Source organism: Streptomyces sp. NPDC086147, assembly GCF_040702165.1.
Classification (GTDB): Bacteria; Actinomycetota; Actinomycetes; order Streptomycetales; family Streptomycetaceae; genus Streptomyces.
The window spans coordinates 279636-304565 of record NZ_JBFBJO010000008.1; the positions used below are offsets into that span (position 1 = coordinate 279636).

At 72.9% G+C, this 24930-nt stretch carries 27 protein-coding genes; 13 read left to right on the forward strand and 14 right to left on the reverse strand.

Annotated features, from left to right (window positions below; translation table 11 throughout):
* The first annotated feature begins 45 nt into the window (after positions 1-45).
* The 4 genes from AB0398_RS20115 to amaP all read left to right on the forward strand — a co-directional run bounded on the left by AB0398_RS20115 (position 46) and on the right by amaP (position 1995).
* Positions 46-237, forward strand: coding sequence for a hypothetical protein (locus tag AB0398_RS20115; protein ID WP_366376835.1), 192 nt, complete (start codon positions 46-48; stop codon positions 235-237).
* A gap of 6 nt (positions 238-243) precedes the next feature.
* Positions 244-624: an Asp23/Gls24 family envelope stress response protein gene (locus AB0398_RS20120; protein WP_366376837.1), complete on the forward strand. Its 381-nt coding sequence runs from the start codon at positions 244-246 to the stop codon at positions 622-624.
* Positions 621-1241: a DUF6286 domain-containing protein gene (locus tag AB0398_RS20125; RefSeq protein WP_366376838.1), complete on the forward strand. Its 621-nt coding sequence runs from the start codon at positions 621-623 to the stop codon at positions 1239-1241. Before AB0398_RS20120 ends, AB0398_RS20125 begins: the two co-directional genes overlap by 4 nt.
* Before the next feature lie 166 nt (positions 1242-1407).
* Positions 1408-1995, forward strand: a complete 588-nt coding sequence (gene amaP, locus AB0398_RS20130; protein WP_366376840.1) for an alkaline shock response membrane anchor protein AmaP — start codon at positions 1408-1410, stop codon at positions 1993-1995.
* A gap of 29 nt (positions 1996-2024) precedes the next feature.
* Here the strand turns inward: amaP and AB0398_RS20135 are convergent, their stop codons facing one another.
* From AB0398_RS20135 to AB0398_RS20155, 5 genes are all read right to left on the reverse strand, one after another.
* Positions 2025-2780, reverse strand: a complete 756-nt coding sequence (locus AB0398_RS20135) for an SDR family oxidoreductase (protein ID WP_366376842.1) — start codon at positions 2778-2780, stop codon at positions 2025-2027.
* Between the two features lie 4 nt (positions 2781-2784).
* Positions 2785-4575 (reverse strand): glycoside hydrolase family 15 protein, encoded by a 1791-nt coding sequence (locus AB0398_RS20140; protein WP_366376843.1) that lies wholly within the window; start codon positions 4573-4575, stop codon positions 2785-2787.
* Positions 4576-4608: 33 nt separating this feature from the next.
* Positions 4609-5418, reverse strand: a complete 810-nt coding sequence (locus AB0398_RS20145; RefSeq protein WP_366376845.1) for an SURF1 family protein — start codon at positions 5416-5418, stop codon at positions 4609-4611.
* Between the two features lie 94 nt (positions 5419-5512).
* On the reverse strand, positions 5513-5746 hold the full coding sequence (locus AB0398_RS20150) for a hypothetical protein (RefSeq protein WP_265866015.1): 234 nt from the start codon (positions 5744-5746) through the stop codon (positions 5513-5515).
* Positions 5747-5810: 64 nt separating this feature from the next.
* Positions 5811-6785: a DEDDh family exonuclease gene (locus AB0398_RS20155; protein WP_366376847.1), complete on the reverse strand. Its 975-nt coding sequence runs from the start codon at positions 6783-6785 to the stop codon at positions 5811-5813.
* A gap of 117 nt (positions 6786-6902) precedes the next feature.
* Between AB0398_RS20155 and AB0398_RS20160 the strand changes: the two genes are divergently transcribed.
* Positions 6903-7643: a VIT family protein gene (locus tag AB0398_RS20160; protein WP_366376849.1), complete on the forward strand. Its 741-nt coding sequence runs from the start codon at positions 6903-6905 to the stop codon at positions 7641-7643.
* A 43-nt stretch (positions 7644-7686) separates the two neighbouring features.
* Here the strand turns inward: AB0398_RS20160 and AB0398_RS20165 are convergent, their stop codons facing one another.
* The 3 genes from AB0398_RS20165 to AB0398_RS20175 form a co-directional block, all read right to left on the reverse strand.
* Entirely contained in the window at positions 7687-8427 is a 741-nt protein-coding gene (locus AB0398_RS20165) for a class I SAM-dependent methyltransferase (protein ID WP_366376851.1), read from the reverse strand.
* Between the two features lie 70 nt (positions 8428-8497).
* Positions 8498-9811: a CoA transferase gene (locus AB0398_RS20170; RefSeq protein WP_366376852.1), complete on the reverse strand. Its 1314-nt coding sequence runs from the start codon at positions 9809-9811 to the stop codon at positions 8498-8500.
* An 80-nt stretch (positions 9812-9891) separates the two neighbouring features.
* On the reverse strand, positions 9892-11427 hold the full coding sequence (locus AB0398_RS20175; protein WP_366376854.1) for a S8 family serine peptidase: 1536 nt from the start codon (positions 11425-11427) through the stop codon (positions 9892-9894).
* 273 nt (positions 11428-11700) lie between these two features.
* Between AB0398_RS20175 and AB0398_RS20180 the strand changes: the two genes are divergently transcribed.
* The 4 genes from AB0398_RS20180 to AB0398_RS20195 all read left to right on the forward strand — a co-directional run bounded on the left by AB0398_RS20180 (position 11701) and on the right by AB0398_RS20195 (position 15993).
* On the forward strand, positions 11701-12075 hold the full coding sequence (locus AB0398_RS20180) for a DUF485 domain-containing protein (protein ID WP_366376856.1): 375 nt from the start codon (positions 11701-11703) through the stop codon (positions 12073-12075).
* Positions 12072-13697 (forward strand): cation acetate symporter, encoded by a 1626-nt coding sequence (locus AB0398_RS20185; protein ID WP_366376858.1) that lies wholly within the window; start codon positions 12072-12074, stop codon positions 13695-13697. Before AB0398_RS20180 ends, AB0398_RS20185 begins: the two co-directional genes overlap by 4 nt.
* Positions 13698-13861: 164 nt before the next feature.
* Positions 13862-14851, forward strand: coding sequence for a GTP 3',8-cyclase MoaA (moaA, locus tag AB0398_RS20190; protein ID WP_366376860.1), 990 nt, complete (start codon positions 13862-13864; stop codon positions 14849-14851).
* A gap of 131 nt (positions 14852-14982) precedes the next feature.
* Positions 14983-15993: a quinone oxidoreductase gene (locus tag AB0398_RS20195; protein ID WP_366376862.1), complete on the forward strand. Its 1011-nt coding sequence runs from the start codon at positions 14983-14985 to the stop codon at positions 15991-15993.
* Positions 15994-16198: 205 nt separating this feature from the next.
* Here the strand turns inward: AB0398_RS20195 and AB0398_RS20200 are convergent, their stop codons facing one another.
* Both AB0398_RS20200 and AB0398_RS20205 read right to left on the reverse strand, forming a co-directional pair.
* A complete protein-coding gene (locus tag AB0398_RS20200; RefSeq protein WP_366376863.1) occupies positions 16199-16429 on the reverse strand; it encodes a hypothetical protein in 231 nt (76 codons plus the stop codon).
* A gap of 182 nt (positions 16430-16611) precedes the next feature.
* On the reverse strand, positions 16612-16968 hold the full coding sequence (locus AB0398_RS20205) for a DUF3099 domain-containing protein (protein ID WP_366376865.1): 357 nt from the start codon (positions 16966-16968) through the stop codon (positions 16612-16614).
* 169 nt (positions 16969-17137) lie between these two features.
* Here AB0398_RS20205 and AB0398_RS20210 point away from each other — a divergent pair, with 169 nt between their 5' ends.
* Positions 17138-17413 carry a GlsB/YeaQ/YmgE family stress response membrane protein gene (locus AB0398_RS20210; RefSeq protein ID WP_366376866.1) on the forward strand — a complete coding sequence of 92 codons (276 nt, stop codon included), beginning with the start codon at positions 17138-17140 and terminating at the stop codon, positions 17411-17413.
* Positions 17414-17497: 84 nt separating this feature from the next.
* Here the strand turns inward: AB0398_RS20210 and tyrS are convergent, their stop codons facing one another.
* Genes tyrS through AB0398_RS20225 form a run of 3 tightly spaced genes read right to left on the reverse strand, consistent with a single transcriptional unit; the run spans position 17498 to position 21732 of the window.
* Positions 17498-18766: a tyrosine--tRNA ligase gene (gene tyrS / locus AB0398_RS20215; RefSeq protein WP_366376867.1), complete on the reverse strand. Its 1269-nt coding sequence runs from the start codon at positions 18764-18766 to the stop codon at positions 17498-17500.
* A 54-nt stretch (positions 18767-18820) separates the two neighbouring features.
* Positions 18821-20212, reverse strand: coding sequence for a metallopeptidase TldD-related protein (locus AB0398_RS20220; protein WP_366376869.1), 1392 nt, complete (start codon positions 20210-20212; stop codon positions 18821-18823).
* Positions 20209-21732, reverse strand: coding sequence for a TldD/PmbA family protein (locus tag AB0398_RS20225; RefSeq protein ID WP_366376871.1), 1524 nt, complete (start codon positions 21730-21732; stop codon positions 20209-20211). Before AB0398_RS20225 ends, AB0398_RS20220 begins: the two co-directional genes overlap by 4 nt.
* Positions 21733-22127: 395 nt before the next feature.
* On the opposite strand from AB0398_RS20225, the gene fabG reads away from it, so the two are divergent.
* The 3 genes from fabG to AB0398_RS20240 all read left to right on the forward strand — a co-directional run bounded on the left by fabG (position 22128) and on the right by AB0398_RS20240 (position 24223).
* A complete protein-coding gene (gene fabG / locus AB0398_RS20230; protein WP_366376873.1) occupies positions 22128-22847 on the forward strand; it encodes a 3-oxoacyl-[acyl-carrier-protein] reductase in 720 nt (239 codons plus the stop codon).
* A gap of 5 nt (positions 22848-22852) precedes the next feature.
* Complete coding sequence (gene fabI, locus AB0398_RS20235) at positions 22853-23629, forward strand: enoyl-ACP reductase FabI (RefSeq protein ID WP_121830423.1); 777 nt, start codon at positions 22853-22855, stop codon at positions 23627-23629.
* A gap of 189 nt (positions 23630-23818) precedes the next feature.
* Positions 23819-24223, forward strand: a complete 405-nt coding sequence (locus tag AB0398_RS20240; protein WP_366376875.1) for a hypothetical protein — start codon at positions 23819-23821, stop codon at positions 24221-24223.
* Here the strand turns inward: AB0398_RS20240 and AB0398_RS20245 are convergent.
* On the reverse strand, positions 24212-24913 hold the full coding sequence (locus AB0398_RS20245) for an FCD domain-containing protein (protein WP_366376876.1): 702 nt from the start codon (positions 24911-24913) through the stop codon (positions 24212-24214). The two genes, AB0398_RS20240 and AB0398_RS20245, sit on opposite strands and share 12 nt — an antisense overlap.
* Between the last annotated feature and the right edge of the window lie 17 nt (positions 24914-24930).

The window sequence follows — 24930 nt, forward strand, 5'->3', positions numbered from 1 at the left end:
CGGGCACCGGAAAACCGGCGGACAGGGCCAGGAAAGGGACTAGGAATGAGCATGGCGGTGGTCGGCCTGTTGGCCGGCATGGCTCTCGGCTTCGCCGGATACTTCGGCGGCTTCGGAGCGTTCGTACTGGTCGCGGCCCTCGGAGCGGTCGGCTTCGTGGTCGGCCGCTTCGCCGACGGCGACCTGGAACCCGGGGACTTCTTCCGGGGACGCGAGCGCGGCGACCGGCGGCGGTGACGGGGGGTGGCGACGGACCTTGCAGCGGACCCGGCGGAGGACGCGGCACACGACCCGGTGCGTGACCGGGGAGCGACCGACATCGCCGACCGGGTCGTCGCGAAGATCGCCGCCCAGGCGGCCCGGGAGGCGCTCGGCCGCGTCCCGGAGGGAGGCTCGAAGCCCCACGCCTCGGTCGTCGTCCACCGGGACGCCGCCCGGGTCGCGGTGAGCCTCGAACTCGACTACCCCTCCGATGTCGGCCGCCAGTGCCGCGCCGTCCGGAGCCGGGTCCGCAGCCGGGTGGAACACCTCGTGGGCCTGGAGGTCCACGAGGTGACCGTCGACGTGGAACGGCTCCACTCCGCCCTCACCCGCGACGACACGCCGAGGGGCCGCCTCTCATGACCACCACCCCGGCACCGGCCCCCTCCTCCGCACCGGAGGAGGAGAAGCGGAAGCCCGACACCGCCCCCGCGGCCCCCGCCCGCCGCTTCTGGGCGGTGCGCCGCGTTCCCGCAGCCCTCCTCGCCGCCGTCGTCCTCGGCGGCGCCGGGCTGCTCCTCTACGACGTGGCGGCCGTACGGGCCGACCACTCCGCCATGGCCTGGCGGAAGGAGGTGGCCGACGGCCTCGCGACCCGGCCCCTCGACTCCACCTGGGTCATGGCAGGCGCGTCCCTCGCGGCGCTCCTCGGCCTCTGGCTCCTGTTCCTGGCCCTCACTCCCGGACTGCGCTCCGTCCTCCCCATGCGCCGGGACCACCCCGACGTACGGGCCGGACTCGACCGCAAGGCCGCGGCCCTCATCCTGCGGGACCGCGCCATGGAGGTCTCCGGCGTGCAGTCCGCGAAGGTGCGCGTCCGCCGCTCCAAGGCGGCCGTCCGGGCGGTCTCGCACTTCCGGGACCTCGACGAGGTCCGCGCCGACCTGGAGCGGGCCGTCGCCACCGGCATCGGCGAACTCGCCCTCGCCCGCCCGCCCGCGCCGAAGGTACGGGTGGCCCGGCCGCCCCGGAAGGGATGACCGGGCCGATGACGTTTCGCGCGAAGACCCCGGCGGCCGGCGGGAAGGCCTCCCGCTCGGGTGCCTTCTGCGAGAAGGCGCCCCGCACGGCGACACCCCGCACCGAGACACCGCACGCGAAGACATCCCGTACGAAGACCCCGGTGCCCCGGGAAGGAGTCCGCAGGTGACCGTCGTCCTCCGCCGCGTCAACCGCGTCCTGCTCGGCCTGGCCGGGCTCGTCCTCGTCGTCCTCGGCGGCTCCGTCCTCGCCGCTGCGGCCGGCCTCTCCGTACCGTCCTGGTGGCCCTGGTCGGGCCCCTCCGACGTCCTGCTCACCACCGCCGACCGGCAGCGCTGGCGGGACGAGGGCTGGTGGTGGCCGGTGGTCATCGCCGTCCTCGGCGTGATCGTCCTGCTCGCCCTGTGGTGGCTGATCGCCCAGTTCCGGCGGGCCCGGCTCGCCGAGGTCGCCGTCGACAGCGGCGACGGCGACGAGGCGGTCCTGCGCGGCCGGGCCCTGGAGGGCGTCCTGGAGGCCGACGCCGCCTCCCAGGACGGCGTGGAGCGGGCCCGGGTCTCCCTCACCGGCCGTCGCACCGCCCCCCGCGCCCGCGTGAAGCTCCGGCTGGAGCCGTACGCGGCCCCGGCCGACGCCCTCGCCACCCTCGGCTCCCAGGCCCTCGCCAACGCCCGCACCTCGACCGGCCTGTCCGCGCTGCCCACCGAGGCGCGGCTGCGCGCGGCGAAGCACCGCGCCCGCCGGGTCACCTGACGGGGGCGGCGCTCCACCGGGAAGGCGGCTCAGAAGCCGCTTCGGGCCCCGCCGTCCACCGGCAGCATCAGACCGGTCAGGTACGAGGCGGCCGGCGACAGCAGGAAGGCCGCCGTCCGCCCGAACTCCTCCGGCGTGCCGTACCGGCGCAGCGGGATCGTCGCCTCGTTCGCCGCGCGGGCCGCGTCCGCGTCCCCGGAGAGCGCGTCCAGGGAGCGCACCCGGTCCGTGTCGATCCGGCTCGGCAGGAGCCCGATCACCCGCACCCCGTGCGGCCCCAGGTCGTTGGCCAGGGACTTGGCGAAGCCGGCCAGCCCCGGGCGCAGCCCGTTGGAGAGGGTCAGACCGGCGATCGGCTCGTGGACCGAACCGGACAGGACGAAGCCGATCACCCCGCCCTCGCCCAGCGTCCCGGCCGCCGCGCGGGCCAGCCGCACCGCCCCCAGGAAGACGGTGTCGAAGGCGGCGGCCCACTCCTCGTCGGTGTTGTCCGCCGCGAAGCCGGGCGCCGGGCCGCCGACGCTGATCAGGATGCCGTCGAAGCCGCCGAACCGGGCCCGCGCCTCCGCGATCAGCCGGTCCGGGGTCCCCGGGTCGGTGTTGTCGGCCGCGATCCCGGCCGCGCCCGGCCCCAGCGCCTCCACGGCCTCGGCGACCGTCTTCTCCTCGCGCCCGGTCACCAGCACCTTGGCGCCCTCCGCGAGCAGCGCCTCCGCCGAGGCCCGGCCGAGCCCCCGCGTCGCGCCGGTCACCACGTACACACGGTCCTTCAGTCCAAGATCCATGGCCCTATCCTGCCGGGTCGGGATCGTCCGCTGCCAGCGCGAACGCCGTGCCCACCAGACCGATGTGGCTGAAGGCCTGCGGGAAGTTGCCGAGCTGGCGGCCGGTCGCCGGGTCGTACTCCTCCGCGAGCAGCCCCACGTCGTTGCCGAGCGCGACGAGCCGCTCGAAGAGCACCCGCGCCTCCTGGGGCCGCCCGGTCATCCGCAGCGCGTCCGCCAGCCAGAACGAGCAGACCAGGAAGGTCCCCTCCTGCCCCGGCAGGCCGTCCACCGCCGTCGACTCGGCGCTGTAGCGGCGCACGTAGCCGTCGTGCATCAGCTCCGCCATGACCGCGTCCACCGTGCCCACCACCCGGGGGTCGTCCGGCGGCAGGAAGCCCACCTGCGGGATGAGCAGGGTGGCGGCGTCAAGCTCCCGCGAGCCGTACGACTGGGTGAAGGTGTTCCGCACGGGGTCGTACGCCCTGTCGCACACCTGGGCGTGGATGTCGTCCCGCATGGCCCGCCACCGGGCCGCGTCCCCCGGCAGCGACGGGTCGGCCTCCAGGGTGCGCACGGCCCGTTCGGCGGCCACCCAGGCCATCACCTTCGAGTGGGTGAAGTGGCGGCGCGGCCCGCGCACCTCCCACAGCCCCTCGTCCGGCTCCCGCCAGACCGCCTCCAGGAAGCCCAGCAGGCTCAGCTGGAGGTTCCAGGCGTGCCGCTCCGCCGGGATCCCGGCCTCCCGCGCCCGGTTGAGCGAGTCCAAGACCTCGCCGTACACGTCGAGCTGGAACTGGTCCACGGCCGCGTTCCCGGTCCGCACCGGCGCCGAGTCGGCGTACCCCCGCAGCCACGGCAGGGTCGTCTCGGGCAGCCGCCGCTCCCCGGCCGGGCCGTACATGATCTGGAGGTCGGCCGGGTCGCCCGCGACCGAGCGCAGCAGCCAGTCCCGCCAGGCGGCGGCCTCCTCCACGTACCCGGCGGCGAGCAGCGCCCCGAGGGTCAGGGAGGAGTCGCGCAGCCAGCAGGAGCGGTAGTCCCAGTTCCGCACGCCGCCGACCTCCTCCGGCAGGGAGGTGGTCGGGGCGGCGACGATCCCGCCGGTGGGGGCGTAGGTGAGCGCCTTCAGGGTGATCAGGGAGCGCAGCACCGCCTCCCGGTGGGGCCCCCGGTAGGTGCAGCGGGCCGCCCACTCCCGCCAGTCCGCGAGCGACTGCTCCAGGGCCTCGAAGGGGTCGATCAGGTCCGGGCGCGGCTCGTGCGAGGGGTGCCAGGTCAGCACGAAGGCCACCTTCTCGCCGGCGGCGACGGTGAAGGAGGAGCAGGTGGAGAACTGCTGGCCCCAGGTCTTCACGTGCGGCTCGCTGCGCAGCCAGACCGCGTCCGGACCGGCGACCGCCACCCGGTGCCCGTCCGCCCTGCGCATCCAGGGCACGATCGAGCCGTAGTCGAAGCGCAGCCGCAGGACGGCGGCCATCTCGACGTTGCCGCTGATCCCCTCGACGATCCGCATCACGTCGGGGGAGACGTCCCGCTGCGGCATGAAGTCGACGACCTTGACGGTGCCGGTACGGGTCTCCCAGTAGGTCTCCAGGACGAGGGAGTCCTCGGCGTAGCGGCGGGAGGTGCAGGTCGTGGCGCCCTTGGGGGCGATCCGCCAGTGTCCGTTCTCCTCGTCGCCGAGGACGGCGGCGAAGCAGGCGGCCGAGTCGAACCGGGGCAGACACAGCCAGTCGACCGATCCGTCGCGGCCGACGAGCGCGGCGGTCTGGAGATCGCCGATGAGGGCGTAGTCGTCGATGTGTTGCGTCACGCTCGGGCTTTTCCCGGAAGCGGCGGCGGTCAATCAGCGCGACGGTGTGGCCGGGGTCTCCGCGGTGGCCGGTTCCGGCGTCCCGGCGGCCCCGGGCGCGGCTGCGGCCTCCCGGTCGCGCCTCTCGCGGCGCACCAGGATCACCCAGCCGACGGGCACGCCGGCCGCGAAGAGCCACCACTGCACGGCGTACGCCATGTGGGCGCCGATCGAGTCGTGGTCGGGCTCGGAGATCCGCTCGGGGGAGTCGGCGGCGGGCCCGGTCTGCTCGACGTAGCCGCCGAGGACCTCGCGGCCGATGAGCTCGGCCTGCTGCCGGCTGTCGATCAGCATGACCTGGCGGTCGGGCAGGCCCTTGAGGTCCTTGATGCCGCTGGCGTCGGTCGTCTCGTCCGCCTTGAGGCGGCCGGTGATCGTGACCTCGCCCTTCGGGACGGGCGGCACCTGGGGATAGGAGTGCTGGTCGGCGGCGGCCGGCACCCAGCCCCGGTTGACGACCAGGACCTTCCCGTCCCGCAGGACCAGCGGGGTCAGGACGTGCACGCCGATCCGGTCGTCGGAGGAGGTGCGGCGGCGGACGACCACCTCGTGGGCGGTGTCGAAGGTGCCGGTGGCGGTGACCGGGCGCCAGTAGTCGGTGCGCGGGACGGTGTGGCCGGGGGAGGTGAGCTCCTCGACCGGCACCGGCGCCGCGCTGATGCTGTCCTGGATCAGGGCGTTCTGGGCGACCCGGCGCTCGTGCCGGTGGAACTGCCAGAAGCCCAGCTCGATCATCGTCGGGACGAGGACGAGGGCGATCAGGGTGAGGATCACCCACTGCCGGGACAACAGGAAGCGGTACACCCCATGACCGTACAGCGGGGGTCACGGGGTGCACGCAGGGGGGTTCGGCGGGCTCGGGGACCGTCGTCCGGAATCGTTTCTTCAGGCCGGGTGCTCACACCTTGTCGACGATGCCCACCCTCCCCTCCGCGCGGGCGCAGTGGCCGCCGCAGTACCAGCTGCCCTCCACCTCGACGCCCTGGCCGATGATCTGGACCCGGCAGTGCTCGCAGATGGGCGCCATGCGGTGGATGGCGCAGGCGAAGCAGTCGAAGACGTGCACCGCGCCCTGCGCGTGCACCTCGAAGGACATGCCGTAATCGTTTCCGCAGACCTCACAACGTGCCATGCGCCACAGGGTGGGGCTCCCCGCGGGCGCGCGCCGACCGGCGCGCCCGGAGGGCCCGGGGACGTCACCCGTCTGCCGGGGCCACGTCCCGCAGGAGCTGGGTGTAGGCGGCCTCGTCGACGACGGGCGTGCCGAAGGACCGGGCCTTGAGGGTCTTGGAGGTGGCGGAGTCCGGGTCGTTGGTGACCAGCAGGCTCGTCAGCCGCGAGACGCTGCCGGCGACGTGGAGACCGGCCTCGACCGTGCGGTCCTCCAGGAGCTCGCGGTCGACGGAGGTGTCCCCGGAGAACGCCACCCGCATCCCCTGCCTGAGCGGCTTGTCGGTCTCGTACCGGCCGGGATTGGGGTAAGGACAGGCCGGCCGCTTCCGCGAGGGGCGCCAGCTGTTCGCCCGGTACGAGGAGGAGGGGTACGCGGCGGGCGCGACCGGGGACGTGGCCCACTCGGTCAGCGGCCGGCACTCCAGGAGCGGCAGCCGCACGCCCTGCTCGGCCGCCGCGTGCAGGCTGGGCCGGAACGCCTCGGCGAGCACCCGCGCGTCGTCCAGCGCGTTGTGCGCCTGCCGCTGCTCGACGCCGAAGTGCGCGGCGAGCGACTCCAGCTTGTGGTTGGGCAGCGGCAGCGACAGCTGCTTGGCGAGCGCGATCGTGCACAGGCGCTGCCGCACGGGCGCGGCGGACTCGGCGCGCGCGTACTCCCGGGCGATCATCTGCCAGTCGAAGATCGCGTTGTGCGCGACGAGCACCCGTCCGTCGAGCCGGGCCGCGAACTCGGCCGCGATCTCCGGGAAGAGCGGAGCACCCTCCAGGGCGTCGCTGGTCAGCCCGTGGATCCACACCGGTCCGGGGTCCCGCTCGGGATTGACGAGCGTGTACCAGTGGTCCTCGACGTTCCCCTGGGCGTCCAGCCGGTAGACGGCGGCGGACACGATCCGGTCGTCGCGGGCGAGGCCGGTGGTCTCCACGTCGACGACCGCGTACCCCTGCGGGTAGGCGGTCGGCCACGCTGCTGCGGTCGTGCGGTCGTCGAGCATGGTCATTGAGGATACGGGCCGCGGCCGACAATCCCCTCCTCGGTGCTCCGGGCGGACCGGTCCCGCCCGGCCCCGGGCGGGTCGTTCCGGGGGCCGCGCCCCGCCGGGTGCGACCCTCCTCACGTGACCGAACCCCCCGCGCCTCCCGCGTCCTCCGCGCCCGCCGCGCACGACGAGGCCCACGGCGGCGGCCTCGGCTCCCGCCTCAACTGGCTCCGGGCCGCGGTCCTCGGCGCCAACGACGGCGTGGTCTCCACGGCGGGCCTCGTCGTCGGCGTCGCCGGGGCCACCGGGTCCGGGTCCGCGCTGTTCACGGCCGGCCTCTCCGGGCTCCTCGCCGGCTCGATGTCGATGGCGGCGGGGGAGTACGTCTCGGTCTCCACCCAGCGCGACTCCGAGAAGGCCGCGCTCGCCGAGGAGAAGCGCGAACTGCGCGAGCGGCCGGCGGCCGAGCTGGACGAGCTCGCCGCCCTCCTGGCCGCCCGCGGCCTCTCCCCGGACGTCGCCCGGGAGGCCGCCGAACAGCTCACGGCCCGCGACGCCCTGCGCGCCCACGCGCGCGTGGAGCTGGGCATCGACCCGGACGCCCTCACCAACCCCTGGCACGCGGCCGGCGCCAGCTTCCTCGCTTTCACCGCCGGGGCCCTGCTCCCGCTCCTCGCGATCGTCCTGCCGCCGCCCCCGGCCCGCCTCTGGGTCACCGTCCTCTCGGTCCTCGCGGCCCTCGCCCTCACCGGCTGGTCCAGCGCCCGCCTCGGCGCCGCCCCGCCGGCCCGCGCGGTCCTCCGCAACGTGGCGGGCGGGGCCCTGGCGATGGCGGTGACGTACGGGGCGGGGTCGTTGCTGGGGGCGGCGGGGGTGTGACGTCGATCGGGCCGCCGCCCCGCACGTCCCCGCGCGGCGGAACTCACGGCTTGCCGGCCACCCAGAGCAGCTCCGCCGGCCAGCGGTGTGCCCAGTCGGGCGGGTCGGTCTCGTTGTAGCCGTTGGCCGTTCCGGGGTCGGGCCGCGGCTCGATGAGGTCGTCGATGACGAGCCCCGCGCCGCGCAGGACCCTGACCCAGTCGCCGTAGGTGAGCTGATAGCTGGTCGCGCCGTCGCCCTCGGCGATGGCGTCCAGCCCGAAGTAGTCCTGCCGCAGCGTCGTGGTCACGCGACCGGCGGCTTCGTCGTAGCAGGCTTCGAACCACGGGCTGGCGACGTTGAACACCAGGCGCCCGCCCCGGCGCAGGACGCGTGCGGCCTGCGGGACGGCCAGGTGCGGGGGCGCCCAGCTGAGCCCGCCGAAGTCGCAGAACACCAGGTCGAAGCTGTCCGGGGCGAAGGGGAGCCGTTCGGCGGCGCCCTGCACCAGCGGGTAGCGGACCGCTCCCATCGCGCGGTCCGCCGCGGCGAGCTGGGCCTCGGACAGGTCGATCCCGACCACGGCGGCGCCCTCGGCGGCGAGCGCCCTGGACCACTGGCCGGCGCCGCAGCCGAGTTCGAGGACGCGCTTGCCGGTGACGTCGCCCAGGGCGCGCAGGCGCGCGTCGGGGACGGAGTACATGCCCCACAGCCGCGGCGCGGCGCCGATCTGCGGGTCGTGCTCCTGCTGGTAGGTGCTGCTGATCCGGTTCCAGAGCCGCCGGTTGGCGGGGATGCTGTCCACGTGCCGACTCCAGCACCGCCCACCGGAGGCGGTCAACGAGATAACGGCCCGGGACGGACGAGGACGTTCCTCAGAGCCACACCGCCCCGTCCGCCCCCGGCAGCCCCGGCGGCCGTGACCAGCCCGTCGGGCCGCCCTCGTACGCGACCGGCGACAGGGCGTGCCGCAGCCGTCCGAGCGGGCCGTCCGATTCGGTGAGGTACCGCTCGGGCGCGTACGCGGGCAGGGCGTGCGTCAGCCAGTGGCCCGTCTGCGCGAGGGCGACGCGGACCAGCCGGGTGCCGCCGTCCCGGTCCTGCTCGGTCAGCGACCGCAGGACCGCCGCCGCGAGCAGATAGCCGGTGCCGTGGTCCAGGGCCTGCGCGGGCAGCGCGCCCGGCTCCTCCGCCGAGCCCTCCACGACGGCGATCCCGGTCGCCGCCTGCACCAGCGAGTCGAAGCCGCGCCGCCCGCCCCAGGGTCCGTAGTCGCCCCAGGCCGAGATCCGGGCCGTGACGAGCCCCGGCCGGTGCGGGTCGAAGCGGTCGAGCGCGCCCGGCCGGTAGCCGGTCACCAGCACGTCGGCCGCGTCGAGGAGTTCGTCGAAGGCGCGCCGGTCCGAGGGCCGGTCCAGGTCGAGGGCGGCCGTCCGCTTCCCGATGTCCGTGTCCGCGTGCTGGTCCGGCAGTTCCGGGTTGCCCGGCGGGTCGATCCGCAGCACGTCCGCGCCCAGCAGCGCGAGGGTCCGGGTCGCCACCGGACCCGCGAGCACCCGGGTCAGGTCCAGGACCCGCAGCGGTCCGGAACGCCGCCGGGGCGGGGCCTCGTCGAGCCGCTCCCGGGTCAGCGGCGGCCGCGCCGCCACCTCCCGGCCCTGCGGGTGCGCCGCCCACTCCCCGGGCGTCCGCAGGGCGACGGCCAGGCCCCCGGCCCCGTACACCGCCTCCTCGACCTCGGCGGCCGTCCGCTCCCCGATCGCCGCCGCCACCGCCCCCGCCGTCGCGTCCTCCGGTGAACCGGAGGGCACGCCGAGGGCGGCGAGCAGGGCCGCCCGGTGGTGCGGATAGTTGGCGTGGGTGCGGACCCGCCCGTCCGCCGCCCGCCAGAAGCGGGAGAGCGGCGCGAAGTTCACCGGCGCCCGCCCGTCGATCCGCAGGTGCCGCTCGCTGGTGAAGGCGGTGGCCACGGCCCCGTCGTCCACCCGCACCGGCCCCGGGAGCCCCGCCCGCTCCACCGCCGCGAGCCCCGCCACCGCGACCGTCGCCCGCGCCAGGTCCATCACCGGCAGCCGGGCCGGCAGCAGCCCCGAGGGCCCCGTGAACACCGCCCGGCCGACCAGGGCGGGATCACCGCCGAGGGCCGCCCACAGGGACTCCGTACCGCCGCGCACCGTGTCGTCGTCCATGGACCGCACTATGGCACCCGGCCCACGCGAAGGGGCCCCGGTGCGGCGTACCGCACCGGGGCCCCGATCTCCGTCGGTGGTTACCAGCGGACCGCGTCGAGCGCGTCGATGATCCCGGCCCCGTAGAAGCCGTTCTTGTTCTTCCCGCCCTCGCAGACGGCGTCGACCTTGCCGTCGGCGTCGATGTCGTACGGGTTGGTGCAGGCGTGCTTGTCGGCCTGCGCGTACAGCAGGGCCTTCAGCGCCGCCGGGCTCGCGGTCGGGTGCTTCGACTTGATGAGCGCCAGGACGCCCGCCGCGTGCGGCGACGCCATCGACGTGCCGCCCTTGTAGTTGTAGCCGCCGTTGACCGTGGTCGACAGGATCAGGCCGTTCACCGCCGGGGCGTCCGGCGTCTGGTACGCGGTGCGGTCGCCGCCGGGCGCCGCGATGTCGATCACGCCGAGGCCGTAGTTGGAGTACGACGCCTTCAGGCCCTTGGCGCCGGTCGCGGAGACCGTGACGACGCCCGGGAGCATCGCCGGGTAGTCCAGGCACTTCTTCGGGTCGATGGTCCGGCCGCCCGGCGTGGAGTCGTTCGGGCTGCTGTCGTCGACGATCGAGTCGGCCGCCAGGTCGAACTTGGAGTTGCCGGCCGCCGCCACGTTGACCGTGCCCTTGCGCTCCGCGTAGCGGGTGGCGCGGGTGACGGCCTCGATCAGGGCCTTCTGGTCCGCGTCGTCCTTGCACGCGAACATCCACGGGTCGGTGTAGTAGCTGTTGTTCGTGATGTCGACGCCGTGCTCGGCCGCCCACACGAAGCCGCAGACCACGGCCTCCGTGTAGAAGAAGCCGTCCGGGGTGGACACCTTGATGCCGGCGACCTTCACGCCCGGGGCGACACCGGTGATGCCGATGCCGTTCTTGGCGGCGGCGATCGTACCGGCGACGTGCGTGCCGTGGTCGCTCTCGCCCGGGTTCGGACGCCACGATCCCGCGGTGGTGTCCGGCTTGCCGGAGACGCAGTTGGCGGAGGCCTTGGCGTTGAAGTTCGGCGCCAGGTCCGGGTGGGTGTCGTCCACGCCCGTGTCGATGACGGCGACGGTCACGCGCTTGCTGCCGAGCGTCCGCTGGTGCGCCTTGTCGGCCTTGATCGCCGGGAGGTCCCACTGCAGGGGCTCCAGGGCGTCCTGCTCGTCCGTGGCGCGGGCCGCGGCGGCCTTGGCCTCGGCCTCGGACAGCGCCTGCGTGCCGCCGCCGACGGACTTGTCGCCCTGCACGGAGAGCGGGGCGGTCCGGGTCGCGCCGGCCGACACCACGCCGCGCGCCTTGCGGACCTGCTTCGCGAAGTCCGGGTTCTGCGAGTGGACGACTATCACGCCTATCTGGTCGTACGCGACGACGACCGTACCGCCGGCGGCGGCTATCGCCTTCTTCACCGACTTGGCGGCCGAGTGGCCCCCGTCGACGTTCACGACGTACGACAGCTGCGGCCCGTCCGACGCCACGGCGGCGACCGGGGCGTCGCTCAGCTCCGCGGCCGAGGCGCCGGAGGGAAGGAAGCCGAGCGAGGCCGTGAGCGCGAGGCCGACCGGCAGGGCGAGAGCTCGGCCGCGCCTCGATCCCAGATGAGCCATGGGTTCTCCACATCATCCGTATGTACTGCTCGCGCGCGGGTTTGCGCGCGGGCAGGTGCATGACGAGTGAAGCTATCGCTGATCTTCCTGTCCCATCAATGAGTTGAGAAGACTTCATGAAGATCTGCCCGAGAAATTCCTCGGGGTGAACCGCGTCGCTTCCTCCTCCGTGCCGTTGTGCAGGGGAGGGCTCCACCCGGAGCCCCGGCTCCCGCACCTCCGGTGAGGCCCCCTTTGACCCAGCCGTCCGCCCCCGCGTCACGAGGAGATTCCGTGGCTACCGAAGCACCGCCGCCAGCCCGAGACGACACGGAGACCGATCGGGGTCCCGCGTCACCCACCACGGAGCGGTTCGTCGAGGTGCAGCAGGGCGAGGAGTTCGGCGAACTGCGCCGCACCTACCGCTCGTTCGCCTTCCCGCTCACCCTCGCCTTCATCGCCTGGTACCTGCTGTACGTGCTGCTCTCCAACTACGCGGGCGGCTTCATGGGGACCAAGGTCTTCGGCAACATCAACGTGGCGCTGGTCCTGGGCCTCGGCCAGTTCCTCACCACCTTCCTCATCGCCTGGCTCTACTCGCGGCACGCGGCGAACCGGCTCGACCCGAAGGCCGAGGCCATCAAGTCCCGTATGGAGGGCGACGCATGAGCACCCCCGTCCTGCTCGCGGCGGGCAACGCCACCAGCGAGCACCGGCCCCTGATCATCGCCCTGTTCGGCGCCTTCGTGATCGCCACCCTCTTCATCACCGTGTGGGCCGGCCGGCAGACCCGCAGCGCCGCCGACTTCTACGCCGGCGGACGCCAGTTCACCGGCTTCCAGAACGGCCTGGCGATCTCCGGCGACTACATGTCCGCCGCGTCCTTCCTCGGCATCGCCGGCGCCATCGCCCTCTTCGGCTACGACGGCTTCCTCTACTCGATCGGCTTCCTCGTCGCCTGGCTCGTCGCCCTGCTCCTGGTCGCCGAACCGCTGCGCAACTCCGGCCGCTTCACCATGGGCGACGTCCTCGCCTACCGGATGCGCCAGCGCCCGGTCCGCACCGCCGCCGGCACCTCCACCATCGTCGTCTCGATCTTCTACCTGCTCGCGCAGATGGCCGGCGCGGGCGTCCTCGTCTCGCTGCTCCTCGGCATCACCAGCGACGGCGGCAAGATCGCGATCGTCGCCCTCGTCGGGATCCTGATGATCGTGTACGTGACCATCGGCGGCATGAAGGGCACCACCTGGGTGCAGATGGTCAAGGCCGTCCTGCTCATCGCGGGCACGCTCCTGATCACCTTCCTCATCCTGTGGAAGTTCGACTTCAACCTGTCCGAGCTGCTCGGCGCGGCCGCCACCAACAGCGGCAAGGGCCAGGCCTTCCTGGAGCCCGGCCTCAAGTACGGCGCCACCGCCACCTCGAAGCTGGACTTCCTCTCGCTCGGCATCGCGCTCGTCCTCGGCACGGCCGGCCTGCCCCACATCCTGATCCGCTTCTACACGGTCCCGACCGCCAAGGCCGCCCGGAAGTCGGTCAACTGGGCCATCGGCATCATCGGCGCCTTCTACCTGATGACGATCGTCCTCGGCTTCGGCGCCGCCGCCCTGCTCAAGAACAGCGACATCGTCGCCTCCAACAAGGCCGGCAACACCGCCGCCCCGCTCGCGGCCCTGGAGATCGGCGGCGGAGCCGGGTCCACCGGCGGCGCGATCCTCCTCGCCGTCATCTCCGCCGTCGCCTTCGCGACCATCCTCGCCGTCGTCGCCGGCCTGACCCTGGCCTCCTCGTCGTCCTTCGCGCACGACATCTACGCCAACGTCATCCGGCGCGGACAGGCCACCGAGAAGGAGGAGATGCGGGCCGCCCGCTGGGCGACCGTCCTCATCGGCGTGGTCTCCATCGCGCTCGGCGCCCTCGCCCGCGACCTCAACGTCGCCGGCCTGGTCGCGCTCGCCTTCGCGGTCGCCGCCTCCGCCAACCTGCCGACGATCCTGTACTCGCTCTTCTGGAAGCGGTTCACCACGCAGGGCGCCCTGTGGTCGATCTACGGCGGCCTGGTCTCCGCCGTCGTCCTGGTGCTGTTCTCGCCGGTCGTCTCGGGCAAGCCCACCTCGATGTTCAAGAACGTCGACTTCTACTGGTTCCCGCTGGAGAACCCCGGACTCGTCTCCATCCCGCTCGGCTTCCTGCTCGGCTGGCTCGGCTCGATCCTCTCCAAGGAGGAGCCGGACAAGGGCAAGTACGCGGAACTGGAGGTCAAGTCCCTCACCGGTGTCGGAGCGCACTGAACCCCACACGTTCCGCCACGCACGGACGGCCGCGTCGTAGGGTTCTACGACGCGGCCGCGCCGCTCCTCGTGACAATCTGCCCTGCTCGATGTCGCACTGCTCGCGTAGGCTCGGAACAAGGCGATCGAAACGAACCGATCCACAGACGGGGAGGGGGCCCACCGTGCTCATCGACACCTTCGGCCGGGTCGCCACCGACCTGCGCGTCTCGCTCACGGACCGGTGCAACCTGCGCTGCACCTACTGCATGCCGGAGGAGGGCCTCCAGTGGCTCGCCAAGCCGGACCTCCTCACGGACGACGAGATCGTCCGGCTCATCCGCATCGCCGTCACCGACCTCGGCGTCACCGAGGTCCGCTTCACCGGCGGTGAGCCCCTGCTCCGTCCCGGCCTCGTCGGGATCGTCGAGCGCTGCGCGGCCCTGGAGCCCCGCCCCCGGATGTCCCTCACCACCAACGGCATCGGCCTCAAGCGCACCGCGGCCGCGCTCGAGGCCGCGGGCCTCGACCGGGTCAACGTCTCCCTCGACACCCTGCGCCCCGACGTCTTCAAGACCCTCACCCGCCGCGACCGGCACCGGGACGTCCTCGACGGCATGGCCGCCGCCCGCGACGCCGGCCTGGTCCCGGTCAAGGTCAACGCCGTCCTGATGCCCGGGCTCAACGACGACGAGGCCCCCGACCTGCTCGCCTGGGCGATCGAGGAGGGGTACGAGCTCCGCTTCATCGAGCAGATGCCGCTCGACGCCCAGCACGGCTGGAAGCGCGACGGCATGATCACCGCGGGGGACATCCTGGAGTCCCTGCGCACCCGCTTCGCGCTGACCCCGGAGGGCGCCGACGAGCGCGGCTCCGCCCCCGCCGAGCGCTGGGTCGTCGACGGCGGACCGCACACGGTCGGCGTCATCGCCTCCGTCACCCGCCCGTTCTGCCGGGCCTGCGACCGCACCCGGCTCACCGCCGACGGACAGGTCCGCACCTGCCTCTTCGCCACCGAGGAGACCGACCTGCGGGCCGCGCTCCGCTCGGACGCGGGGGACGCCGAGGTCGCGGAGCTCTGGAAGAAGGCGATGTGGGGCAAGAAGGCCGGCTCCGGCCTCGACGACCCGAGCTTCCTCCAGCCCGACCGCCCGATGTCGGCGATCGGCGGCTGAGCCCCCGCGCTGGGTGTATCGCCTCGTCGGGCGGGGGACGCGGCGGCGTGGCCGACGGGCTGTCCGCTTGCCGGGAATCGGATCGCCGTCAACGGGGTTGGTGGGGGAGGTCTGCCGTTTCAGGAGGGGTCATGCGAGCGATTCAGGTGCACGAAGTGGGCGGTCCCGAGGTGCTGCGGGAGGCCGAGGTGGACCAGCCGCGGCCGGGTCCGGGCGAGGCGGTCGTGGAGGTCGCCGCGTCCGGGGTCAACTTCCTCGACGTCTACCACCGCGAAGGCCGGTACAGCCTCCCGCTGCCCTTCACCCCGGGCGCCGAGGGCGCCGGCACGGTCGTCGAAGTCGGACCCGGCGTCGCCGACGTCGCGGTCGGGGACCGGGTCGGTTGGGCGGAGATTCCCGGTACGTATGCCGAGCGGGCCGTCGTGGACTCCTCCCGGCTGGTGCCGCTGCCCGACGACATCGGCTTCGAGACGGCCGCCGCCGTGCTCCTCCAAGGGATGACCGCGCACTATCTCGTCAAGGACGCCTACCCGGTTCAGGCGGGCGACACGGTGCTCGTGCACGCGGCCGCCGGTGGCATGGGGCTGCTTCTGACCCAGCTCGTCACCCATCTCGGCGGCAGGGTGATCGGCACGACGTCGACCCCGGCGAAGGCCGAGTCGGCGAAGCGTGCCGGGGCCGCCGAGGTGATCCTCTCCTCCGCGGTCGACGATCTCGCGGCCGAGGTGAGGCGGCTCAACGGCGGTCAGGGACTGCCGGTCGTCTTCGACGGCGTCGGCGCGCACACCTTCGACGCGAGCCTCGCCAGCCTGCGGACCCGCGGCCATCTCGTGCTCTTCGGCGCGGCGAGTGGTGCCGTGCCGCCGTTCGATCCGATCCGGCTCGCCCACGGCGGTTCGCTGACCCTGATCCGGCCCAGCCTCGGGGACTTCATCGCCGACCGGTCCGAACTGCTCCGACGGGCCGCCGATGTGTTCGAATGGGTGCGCTCCAAGGCACTTGAGGTCACCGTGACGGGCCGCTACGCACTGTCCGAGGCCGCCCGGGCCCACAGCGATCTGGAGGCCCGGCGTACCACCGGCAAGCTGCTCCTCGTACCCGATGCGGCCGCTGTCGGACGCCGCGAGGAGACGCGGAGCTGATCGCGGCTGACGAGGTCGGGGATCTCGGAGACCGAGATGTCGAGGGCATGGCCGACCGTCACCGCCAAGGTCCCCGACAGCGTCAGGCACCCAGCGGGCCGCGATCGAGTTCCGGCGGGTTGCCGGCGCATCCGGGTCGCACCCCTTCGGGATCCCTCGGCCGAGACCCGGCTCACCCGTCCACGACCTCCCGGGACGGAACCAGCTAGGGCGCCTCTGACTCCCAGTCGGCCAGCGGCACGACGTCCTTGAGGAAACCCCGTACGCCCAGGAACTGGGAGAGGTGCTCGCGGTGCTCCTCGCACGCGAGCCAGGTCTTGCGCCGCTCCGGCGTGTGCAGCTTGGGGTTGTTCCACGCGAGGACCCAGACGGCGTCGGCGCGGCACCCCTTCGCGGAGCAGATCGGCTTCTCTTCGCTCACCGGACCAATGATCATCCGGTCATTGTCCAGCAAGGGCGATGCCGAGCAGCCACGGGGGGAGCTGCCCGGCACCGGTCCGTCGCTCCGACGGGGGATGCGGAGCGCGTAGGCAGTATGTCACGGCACATGGGATGCGGTGCACTGGAACTTCATGATTGATCTGAGCTTTTCTTGAGGTTTCCGGCCACTCTCGGTGATCAGTTCCGGCCGTGCGGGCGGTCCGCCTCCGGGCCCGTCCCGGCCTCCTCCGCCGGCTCTCCCGCGTCGATCGCGGGCCGCGCCGGAGTCGGTACGAATGTGGAGGGAAGGGACGGGGCCGACTCGCGCCCCGCGTTGGCGATCACCACGGCGACGTACGGCAGGAGGATGCCCAGGGCGAGCGCCACGACCGCCACGTGCCGCTCGACGTTCCACAGCACCGCGGCGGCGATCACGGAGAGCGTCCGGACCGTCATCGAGATGACGTACCTCCGCTGCCGCCCCCGGACGTCGTCGGCGAGCCCCTGCCGGGCCCCTGTGATCCGGAAGACCTCGGTTCCGCCACGCTTCGGCATCGCCGCTCACCACCCGCCGGTCGCGCCGGACCCACCCCGGTCCGGACCTGATTCCACCGTACGCCCGCCCTCCGGCGCGTACGAGACCGGGGCACGTATGGCGCTGTCCGACATGCGTCGTATGTCGGGAAGGCCGAGACTGGGCCCACATGCGTACAAGGAGGCGACGATGAGTTGGTTGTGGGCGATTATCGTGGGACTCGTCCTCGGTCTGATCGCGAAGGCGATCCTGCCGGGCAAGCAGCAGATCCCACTCTGGCTGACCGTGGTGTTCGGCATGCTTGGCAGCGTCCTCGGCAACGCGGTCGCGACCTGGATCGGCGTCAACGACACCAAGGGCATCGACTGGATCCGTCATCTGCTCCAGCTGATCGGCGCGGTCGTCGTCGTCGGCGTGGGCGACATGGTCTGGGCCTCGATCAAGGGCAACAGACAGCGCGCCTGACCGGCGGCGGGACACGACCGGAGGCCCGGTACGGCACACCACGTGCCGTACCGGGCCTCCGGTCGTGTCGTACAGGCGGACCCGTCAGGCGCCGGCGAACTCGATCGCCGCCAGGTTCTTCTTGCCGCGCCGCAGCACCAGCCAGCGCCCGTGCAGCAGGTCGTCCGCCGACACCTCGGCGTCCTCGGCGGTGACCTTCACGTTGTTCACGTACGCCCCGCCCTCCTTCACCGTGCGCCGCGCCGCCGACTTGCTCGCCACCAGACCGACCTCGGCGAACAGGTCCACGACCTGGCCGAGCTCCGACACGCGCGCGTGCGGCAGCTCGGACAGGGCCGCGGCCAGCGTCGCGCCGTCCAGCTCGGCCAGATCGCCCTGGCCGAACAGCGCCTTGGAGGCGCCGATGACGGCCGCGCACTGCTCGGCGCCGTGCACCAGCGTGGTCAGCTCCTCGGCCAGCGCCCGCTGGGCCGCCCGGGCCTGGGGCCGCTCGGCGGTCTGCGCCTCAAGGTCCTCCAGCTCCTCGCGGGACCTGAAGGAGAGGATCCGCAGGTAGGTGGAGATGTCCCGGTCGTCCACGTTCAGCCAGAACTGGTAGAACGCGTACGGCGTGGTCATCTCCGGGTCCAGCCAGACGGCCCCGCTCTCGGTCTTGCCGAACTTGGTGCCGTCCGCCTTGACCATCAGCGGGGTCGCGAGCGCGTGGACCTCGGCCCCCGGCTCCAGGCGGTGGATCAGGTCGAGCCCGGCCACCAGGTTGCCCCACTGGTCCGAGCCGCCCTGCTGGAGCGTGCAGCCGTGGCGGCGGTACAGCTCCAGGAAGTCCATGCCCTGGAGGAGCTGGTAGCTGAACTCGGTGTAGCTGATGCCCTGCTCGGACTCCAGGCGCCGGGCCACGGAGTCCTTGGTCAGCATCTTGTTGACCCGGAAGTGCTTGCCGATGTCCCGCAGGAACTCGATCGCCGAGAGGCCGGCGGTCCAGTCCAGGTTGTTCACCATGACCGCCGCGTTCTCCCCCTCGAAGGAGAGGAACGGCTCGATCTGCGAACGCAGCCGGTTCACCCAGTTCGCGACCGTCTCGGGGTCGTTCAGGGTGCGCTCGGCCGTCGGCCGCGGGTCACCGATCTGCCCGGTGGCCCCGCCGACGAGCGCCAGCGGCCGGTGCCCGGCCCGCTGGAGCCGGCGCACGGTGAGGACCTGGACCAGGTGGCCGACGTGGAGACTGGCCGCGGTCGGGTCGAAGCCGCAATAGAACGTGACGGGACCGTCCGCGAGAGCCTTGCGCAGTGCGTCCTCATCGGTGGACTGGGCGAAGAGCCCGCGCCACTTCAGCTCGTCGACGATGTCCGTCACGATCGTCCGTCTCCTTGATTGGTCCAGGTGATGCCGTCGCCCAGTCTAGGTGGGTCAGACCCCCTTGCTGACCGAGCTCATGTTGAAGTCCGGCACCCGCAGGGCGGGCATGGCGGCCCGGGTGAACCAGTCGCTCCACTCGCGCGGCAGCGTCTTCTCCGTACGGCCCGCCTCCGAGGCCCGCGACAGCAGGTCCACCGGCGACTCGTTGAACCGGAAGTTGTTCACCTCGCCGACCACCTCGCCGTTCTCGACGAGGTAGACGCCGTCCCGGGTCAGTCCGGTGAGCAGCAGCGTCGCCGGGTCGACCTCGCGGATGTACCAGAGGCAGGTCAGCAGCAGACCGCGCTCGGTGGAGGACACCATCTCCTCCAGGGAACGCTGCCCGCCGCCGTCCAGGATCAGGTTCCCCGCTCCGGGGGCCACGGGCGACCGAGTGAGCGCCGCCGAGTGCCGGGTGGTGACCAGCCGCTCCAGCCGCCCCTCCCGCACCCAGTCGATCGGCCCCACCGGCAGGCCGTTGTCGAAGACGGACGAGTCGTCGCCGGAGGAGTGCGCGATCACGAACGGCGCGGACTCCAGGCCCGGCTCGTTCGGGTCGCTGCGCAGCGTCAGCGGCAGCCGCGAGAGCGTCTCGCCGAGCCGGGTGCCGCCGCCGGGCTTGGAGAAGACCGTACGGCCCTCCACCGCATCCCGGGCCGCGGCGTTCCACTGCTGGTAGATCAGCAGGTCGGCCACGGCGGTCGGCGGCAGCAGCGTCTCGTACCGCCCGGCGGGCAGCTCGATCCGCCGCTCCGCCCAGCCCAGCCGGACCGCCAGGTCGGCGTCGAGCGCCGCCGGGTCGACGTCCTTGAAGTCCCGCGTCGCGCGCCCGGCCCAGGCGGAGCGCGAGCGGTCGGGGGACTTGGCGTTCAGCTCCAGGGTCCCGTTGGGCTGGTCGTGCCGGAGCCGCAGCCCCGTCGACGTGCCCAGGTAGGTGGAGGTCAGCTCGTGGTTGGCGAAACCGTACAGCTCGCGGCCACCGGCCCGGGCCCGGGCGAAGGCCTCGCCGAGGGCGGGCGCGAAGTCCCCGAAGACGGCGGAGGAGGTCTCCGCCGGGGCGTCCGTGAAGTCGGGGGAGGCGGGCACGCCCTCCACCAGCGGCTGCGCGTCCTCGGCGGGCCCGGCGGACCGGGCGGCGGCCTCGGCGGCCCTCACCAGGGGCTCCAGGTCGTCCACGGTCACGGCGGACCGGGAGACGACGCCGGAGGCGGTGCCCTGGGCGCCGTCGACGGTCGCGATCACCGTGAGCGTGCGGCCCCGGGTCACGCCGTTCGTCGTGAGCGTGTTCCCGGCCCAGCGCAGATTGGCCGAGGACTCCTCGTCCGCGATGACCACGCACCCGTCGGCCCGGGACAGCTCCAGGGCCCGCTCGACGATCTCGTACGGCTTGCTGACGCGGCTCATCGTCCGGCCTCCTGCGTCGTGTTCAGAATGTTGACGCCCCGGAAGAGGGCGGAGGGGCAGCCGTGCGAGACGGCGGCGACCTGGCCCGGCTGGGCCTTGCCGCAGTTGAAGGCGCCGCCGAGGACGTACGTCTGCGGGCCGCCGACCTGCTCCATCGAGCCCCAGAAGTCCGTGGTCGTCGCCTGGTACGCGACGTCCCGCAGCTGTCCGGCGAGCCGTCCGTTCTCGATGCGGAAGAAGCGCTGCCCGGTGAACTGGAAGTTGTACCGCTGCATGTCGATCGACCAGGACCGGTCCCCGACCACGTAGATGCCCCGCTCCACGCCCCCGATCAGGTCCTCCGTCGACAGGCCGCCCGGGTCCGGCCGGAGCGAGACGTTCGCCATCCGCTGCACCGGCACGTGCGCGGGGGAGTCCGCGAAGGCGCAGCCGTTCGACCGGCCGAGGCCGGTGAGCTTCGCGATCCGCCGGTCCAGCTGGTAGCCGACCAGCGTGCCGTCCTTCACCAGGTCCCAGGACTGCGCCTCGACGCCCTCGTCGTCGTAGCCGACGGTCGCGAGCCCGTGCTCGGCGGTCCGGTCGCCCGTCACGTTCATGACCGAGGAGCCGTACGTCAGCTTGTTCAGCTGGTCGAAGGTGGCGAAGGAGGTGCCCGCGTAGGCCGCCTCGTAGCCCAGGGCCCGGTCCAGCTCGGTGGCGTGCCCGATCGACTCGTGGATGGTCAGCCACAGGTTCGACGGGTCCACGACCAGGTCGTACCGCCCCGCCTCGACGCTCGGCGCCCGCATCTTCTCGGCGAGCAGCGCCGGGATCTCGTCCAGCTCCTTGTCCCAGTCCCAGCCCGTGCCGGTCAGGTACTCCCAGCCGCGCCCGACCGGCGGCGCGATCGTCCGCATCGAGTCGAACTCGCCGGTCGTCCCGTCCACGGCCACCGCCGTGAGCTGCGGGTGCAGCCGCACCCGCTGCTGGGTGGTCACGGTGCCGGCCGTGTCCGCGTAGAACTTGTTCTCGTGGACGGTGAGCAGCGAGGCGTCCACGTGCGCCACGCCGTCCGCCCGCAGCAGCCGCGCGCTCCAGTCCGCGAGCAGGGCGCTCTTCTCCTCGGAGGGTACGGAGAAGGGGTCGATCTCGTACGAGGAGATCCACACCTTGTCCTCGTGCACCGGCTCCGCCGCCAGCTCCACGCGCTCCTCGGACCCGGCCGCCGCGATGACCTTCGCCGACAGCTTGGCCATGGCGACCGCCTGCGAGGCGACCTTGGCCGCCCCGTCCATGGTCAGGTCCACCCCGGAGGCGAACCCCCAGGCCCCGCCGTGCACCACCCGCACCGCGTAGCCGAGGTCCGTGGTGTCCGAGGATCCGGACGGTTTGGCGTCGCGCAGCCGCCACGCGGCGCTGCGCACCCGCTCCAGGCGGAAGTCGGCGTGCTCGGCGCCCAGCGCGCGCGCTCGGGCGAGCGCCGCGTCGGCGAGCGCCCGAAGGGGCAGCGCGACGAACGAAGGGTCGATCTGATGGACCACGAGCGGCCTCGCTCTCGGTGATCGGAAGGCTCGGAAGACGGTCATGGAACTGCCCCGGAAGTCAATCACGGGAGGGGCGGCCGGGGCTGCGCATTGGCGTGCGCCCTCGGCGGAACCGCCCCCAACCGGCCACCACCCGCCGGGCATTGGGGCAACGGCACAAGGCGCGCCGGTCTCCGGAGGTCGCTCCGGACGTCCGCCGGGGCGCGCTTCCCGGCCCCGGACCACCCCTGCCGGGCCCGGTCGCGGGCCGCCGGACGACCGCCTTCCGGCGCCGCCGGGCTGTAGGGACCCGACAGTGCGGCCCGTACGCCACTGTCGGAGGTCGATTCCTCATGTCGGGAGCGATGCAGATAGGTTTTCGGCTACCAGACCGCTATCGAAAGGGTGATCCGTTGAGCCGCTCGGTTCTCGTCACCGGAGGAAACCGGGGCATCGGCCTCGCCATCGCCCGCGCGTTCGCCGAGGCCGGCGACAAGGTCGCGTTCACGTACCGCTCCGGCGAGCCGCCGGCCGAGCTGGCCGAGCTGGGCTGCCTGGCCGTGAAGTGCGACATCACCGACGGCGAGCAGGTGGAGCAGGCGTACAAGGAGATCGAGGAGAAGCACGGTCCGGTGGAGGTCCTCGTGGCCAACGCCGGCGTGACGAAGGACCAGCTCCTCATGCGCATGTCCGAGGAGGACTTCACCTCCGTCGTCGACACCAACCTCACCGGCACCTTCCGGGTCGTCAAGCGGGCCAACCGCGGGATGCTGCGGGCCAAGAAGGGCCGCGTCGTCCTGATCTCGTCGGTCGTCGGCCTGCTCGGCTCCGCGGGCCAGGCCAACTACGCCGCCTCCAAGGCCGGTCTGGTCGGCTTCGCCCGCTCCCTCGCCCGCGAGCTGGGTTCCCGCAACATCACCTTCAACGTCGTCGCGCCCGGCTTCGTCGACACCGACATGACCGCGGTGCTCACCGACGAGCAGCGCGCGGGCATCGTGTCCCAGGTGCCGCTGGGCCGCTACGCGCAGCCCGGGGAGATCGCCGCCGCGGTGCGGTTCCTCGCCTCCGACGACGCCGCGTACATCACTGGAGCCGTCATCCCGGTTGACGGCGGATTGGGCATGGGTCACTGATCACCATGAGTGGAATCCTCGAGGGCAAGCGCATCCTCATCACCGGTGTGCTGATGGAGTCCTCCATCGCCTTCCACGCCGCGAAGCTGGCCCAGGAGCAGGGCGCGGAGATCATCCTCACCGCCTGGCCCCGGCCGACGCTGACCGAGCGCATCGCCAAGAAGCTCCCCCGGCCCGAGGACGTCAAGGTCCTGGAGCTCGACGTCTCCAACGACGAGCACCTCGCGCGCCTGGAGGGCCAGGTCCGCGAGCACCTCGGCGACCGCCTCGACGGCGTCGTGCACTCGATCGGCTTCGCTCCGCAGGACGCGCTCGGCGGCAACTTCCTCAACACGCCGTTCGAGTCCGTCGCCACCGCCATGCACGTCTCGGCCTTCTCCCTGAAGTCCCTGACGATGGCGCTGCTGCCGCTGATGAGCGAGGGCGGCTCCGTCGTCGGCCTCACCTTCGACGCGAAGTTCGCCTGGCCGCAGTACGACTGGATGGGCCCGGCCAAGGCCGCCCTGGAGGCCACCAGCCGTTACATCGCCCGTGACCTGGGCAAGCAGAACATCCGCTGCAACCTGGTCTCGGCGGGCCCGCTCGGCTCGATGGCCGCCAAGTCCATCCCGGGCTTCGGCGAGCTGGCCTCCGTCTGGGACAGCCGCTCCCCGCTGGAGTGGGACCTCACCGACCCGGAGCCGGCCGGCCGCGGCATCGTCGCGCTGCTCTCCGACTGGTTCCCGAAGACGACGGGCGAGATCGTCCACGTCGACGGCGGCCTGCACGCGATCGGCGCCTGACGCCTTCCGTACGACCCCGGGGCCGTGTGCCCGCCCTTCGGGGCGGTGCGCACGGCCCTCACCGTTGCCCGGCCCCTCCGTGCTCGGCCCGAACGCCGAAATCGAACACTCGACTCGAAAAGTAGCCCGAACGACCCCAGACTGGTGCGGAGCGTGAAGGTCTGCTGCTGACGGGGAGGAGGTACGGGCATGCACGCGATACGCCGTGGAACCGGGGCGCTCGCCTCGGTCGCCGTGCTGCTGACCGGGGTCGCCCTCGCCGCCGAGGTGCGCGCGGCCCCCGCCCCGGCCGGGAGGCCCGCCGCCCCCGCGACCGGGGAGCCGGAGAACTTCGGCGCCTCCTGCCGCACCGACGTCGAGGGCTCCCGCGTCACCGCCCACTGCCAGAACCCGTACCCGCGCACCGACCGGGTCCGCCTCCACGTCGAGTGCGAGCAGTGGTGGGACGTCGACACCGACAGCGCGCCCGTGGACGTCGGCCCGGCCGACTACGCCCGGCTCACCGGCCGCTGCTGGAAGGAGGTCCGGTCCGCCTGGATCACCCACCAGCCGGCGGACCCGGAACCCGCCGCGCCGGGCTCCTCAGGCCCCTGAGTCCGCCACGGGACCCGGCGCCGGGCTCCGCAGGCACATGAAGGGGTAGCCGGCCGCCTCCGTGCCCGCCCGCTCGGCGTCGCCGTCCCGGATCGCGTCCACCAGGCGCGCGTGGTCCATGTGGTTCTCCGGCCGCAGTTCCCGCCCCACGTCGTCCCGCAGCCACTGCCGCAGCAGATCGCCCAGGTCCGCGTAGAGCTCCGTGAGGACCTCGTTGCCCGAGGCCGCGACGACCGCGTGGTGGAAGGCCGCGTCGGCCGTCACGAACCGCTCCGCGTCCCCCGTCCCCCACGCCTCCTCGCGCCGTACGAGCAGGGCGTCGAGCTGCTTCAGGTCCCGCTCCGTGCGCCGCTCCGCCGCGAACCGCGCGGCGGCGGACTCTAGGGTCGAGCGCAGCTCGGCGACGTGCCGGGGGTCGGAGCCCGCGAAGCGCCGGTGCATGACGCCCGCCAGCTCGCTGGTGGCGGCCACGTACGTCCCGGAGCCCTGCCGGATGTCGAGCAGCCCGTTGTGCGCGAGCGCGCGGACCGCCTCGCGCACCGTGTTGCGGGCCACGCCCAGCTGCTCGACCAGCTCGGGCTCGGTCGGGATGCGCGAGCCCACCGGCCACTCGCCGGAGGTGATCTGGTTCCGCAGCTCGGCGATCACCTGGTCGGAGAGACCTGCGCGCCGGGGATGGCCGAGGGCCATGGGGACACCTTCCCGTT

Bases quoted from the DNA above. Each gene is read 5' to 3' on its own strand.
- AB0398_RS20115 (WP_366376835.1), top strand. From the start codon at position 46: ATGAGCATGGCGGTGGTCGGCCTGTTGGCCGGCATGGCTCTCGGCTTC.
- AB0398_RS20125 (WP_366376838.1), top strand. From the start codon at position 621: ATGACCACCACCCCGGCACCGGCCCCCTCCTCCGCACCGGAGGAGGAG.
- AB0398_RS20135 (WP_366376842.1), bottom strand. From the start codon at position 2,780: ATGGATCTTGGACTGAAGGACCGTGTGTACGTGGTGACCGGCGCGACG.
- AB0398_RS20150 (WP_265866015.1), bottom strand. From the start codon at position 5,746: ATGGCACGTTGTGAGGTCTGCGGAAACGATTACGGCATGTCCTTCGAG.
- AB0398_RS20155 (WP_366376847.1), bottom strand. From the start codon at position 6,785: ATGACCATGCTCGACGACCGCACGACCGCAGCAGCGTGGCCGACCGCC.
- AB0398_RS20170 (WP_366376852.1), bottom strand. From the start codon at position 9,811: ATGGACGACGACACGGTGCGCGGCGGTACGGAGTCCCTGTGGGCGGCC.
- AB0398_RS20175 (WP_366376854.1), bottom strand. From the start codon at position 11,427: ATGGCTCATCTGGGATCGAGGCGCGGCCGAGCTCTCGCCCTGCCGGTC.
- AB0398_RS20185 (WP_366376858.1), top strand. From the start codon at position 12,072: ATGAGCACCCCCGTCCTGCTCGCGGCGGGCAACGCCACCAGCGAGCAC.
- AB0398_RS20195 (WP_366376862.1), top strand. From the start codon at position 14,983: ATGCGAGCGATTCAGGTGCACGAAGTGGGCGGTCCCGAGGTGCTGCGG.
- AB0398_RS20200 (WP_366376863.1), bottom strand. From the start codon at position 16,429: ATGATCATTGGTCCGGTGAGCGAAGAGAAGCCGATCTGCTCCGCGAAG.
- AB0398_RS20205 (WP_366376865.1), bottom strand. From the start codon at position 16,968: ATGCCGAAGCGTGGCGGAACCGAGGTCTTCCGGATCACAGGGGCCCGG.
- AB0398_RS20210 (WP_366376866.1), top strand. From the start codon at position 17,138: ATGAGTTGGTTGTGGGCGATTATCGTGGGACTCGTCCTCGGTCTGATC.
- AB0398_RS20220 (WP_366376869.1), bottom strand. From the start codon at position 20,212: ATGAGCCGCGTCAGCAAGCCGTACGAGATCGTCGAGCGGGCCCTGGAG.
- fabI (WP_121830423.1), top strand. From the start codon at position 22,853: ATGAGTGGAATCCTCGAGGGCAAGCGCATCCTCATCACCGGTGTGCTG.
- AB0398_RS20240 (WP_366376875.1), top strand. From the start codon at position 23,819: ATGCACGCGATACGCCGTGGAACCGGGGCGCTCGCCTCGGTCGCCGTG.
- AB0398_RS20245 (WP_366376876.1), bottom strand. From the start codon at position 24,913: ATGGCCCTCGGCCATCCCCGGCGCGCAGGTCTCTCCGACCAGGTGATC.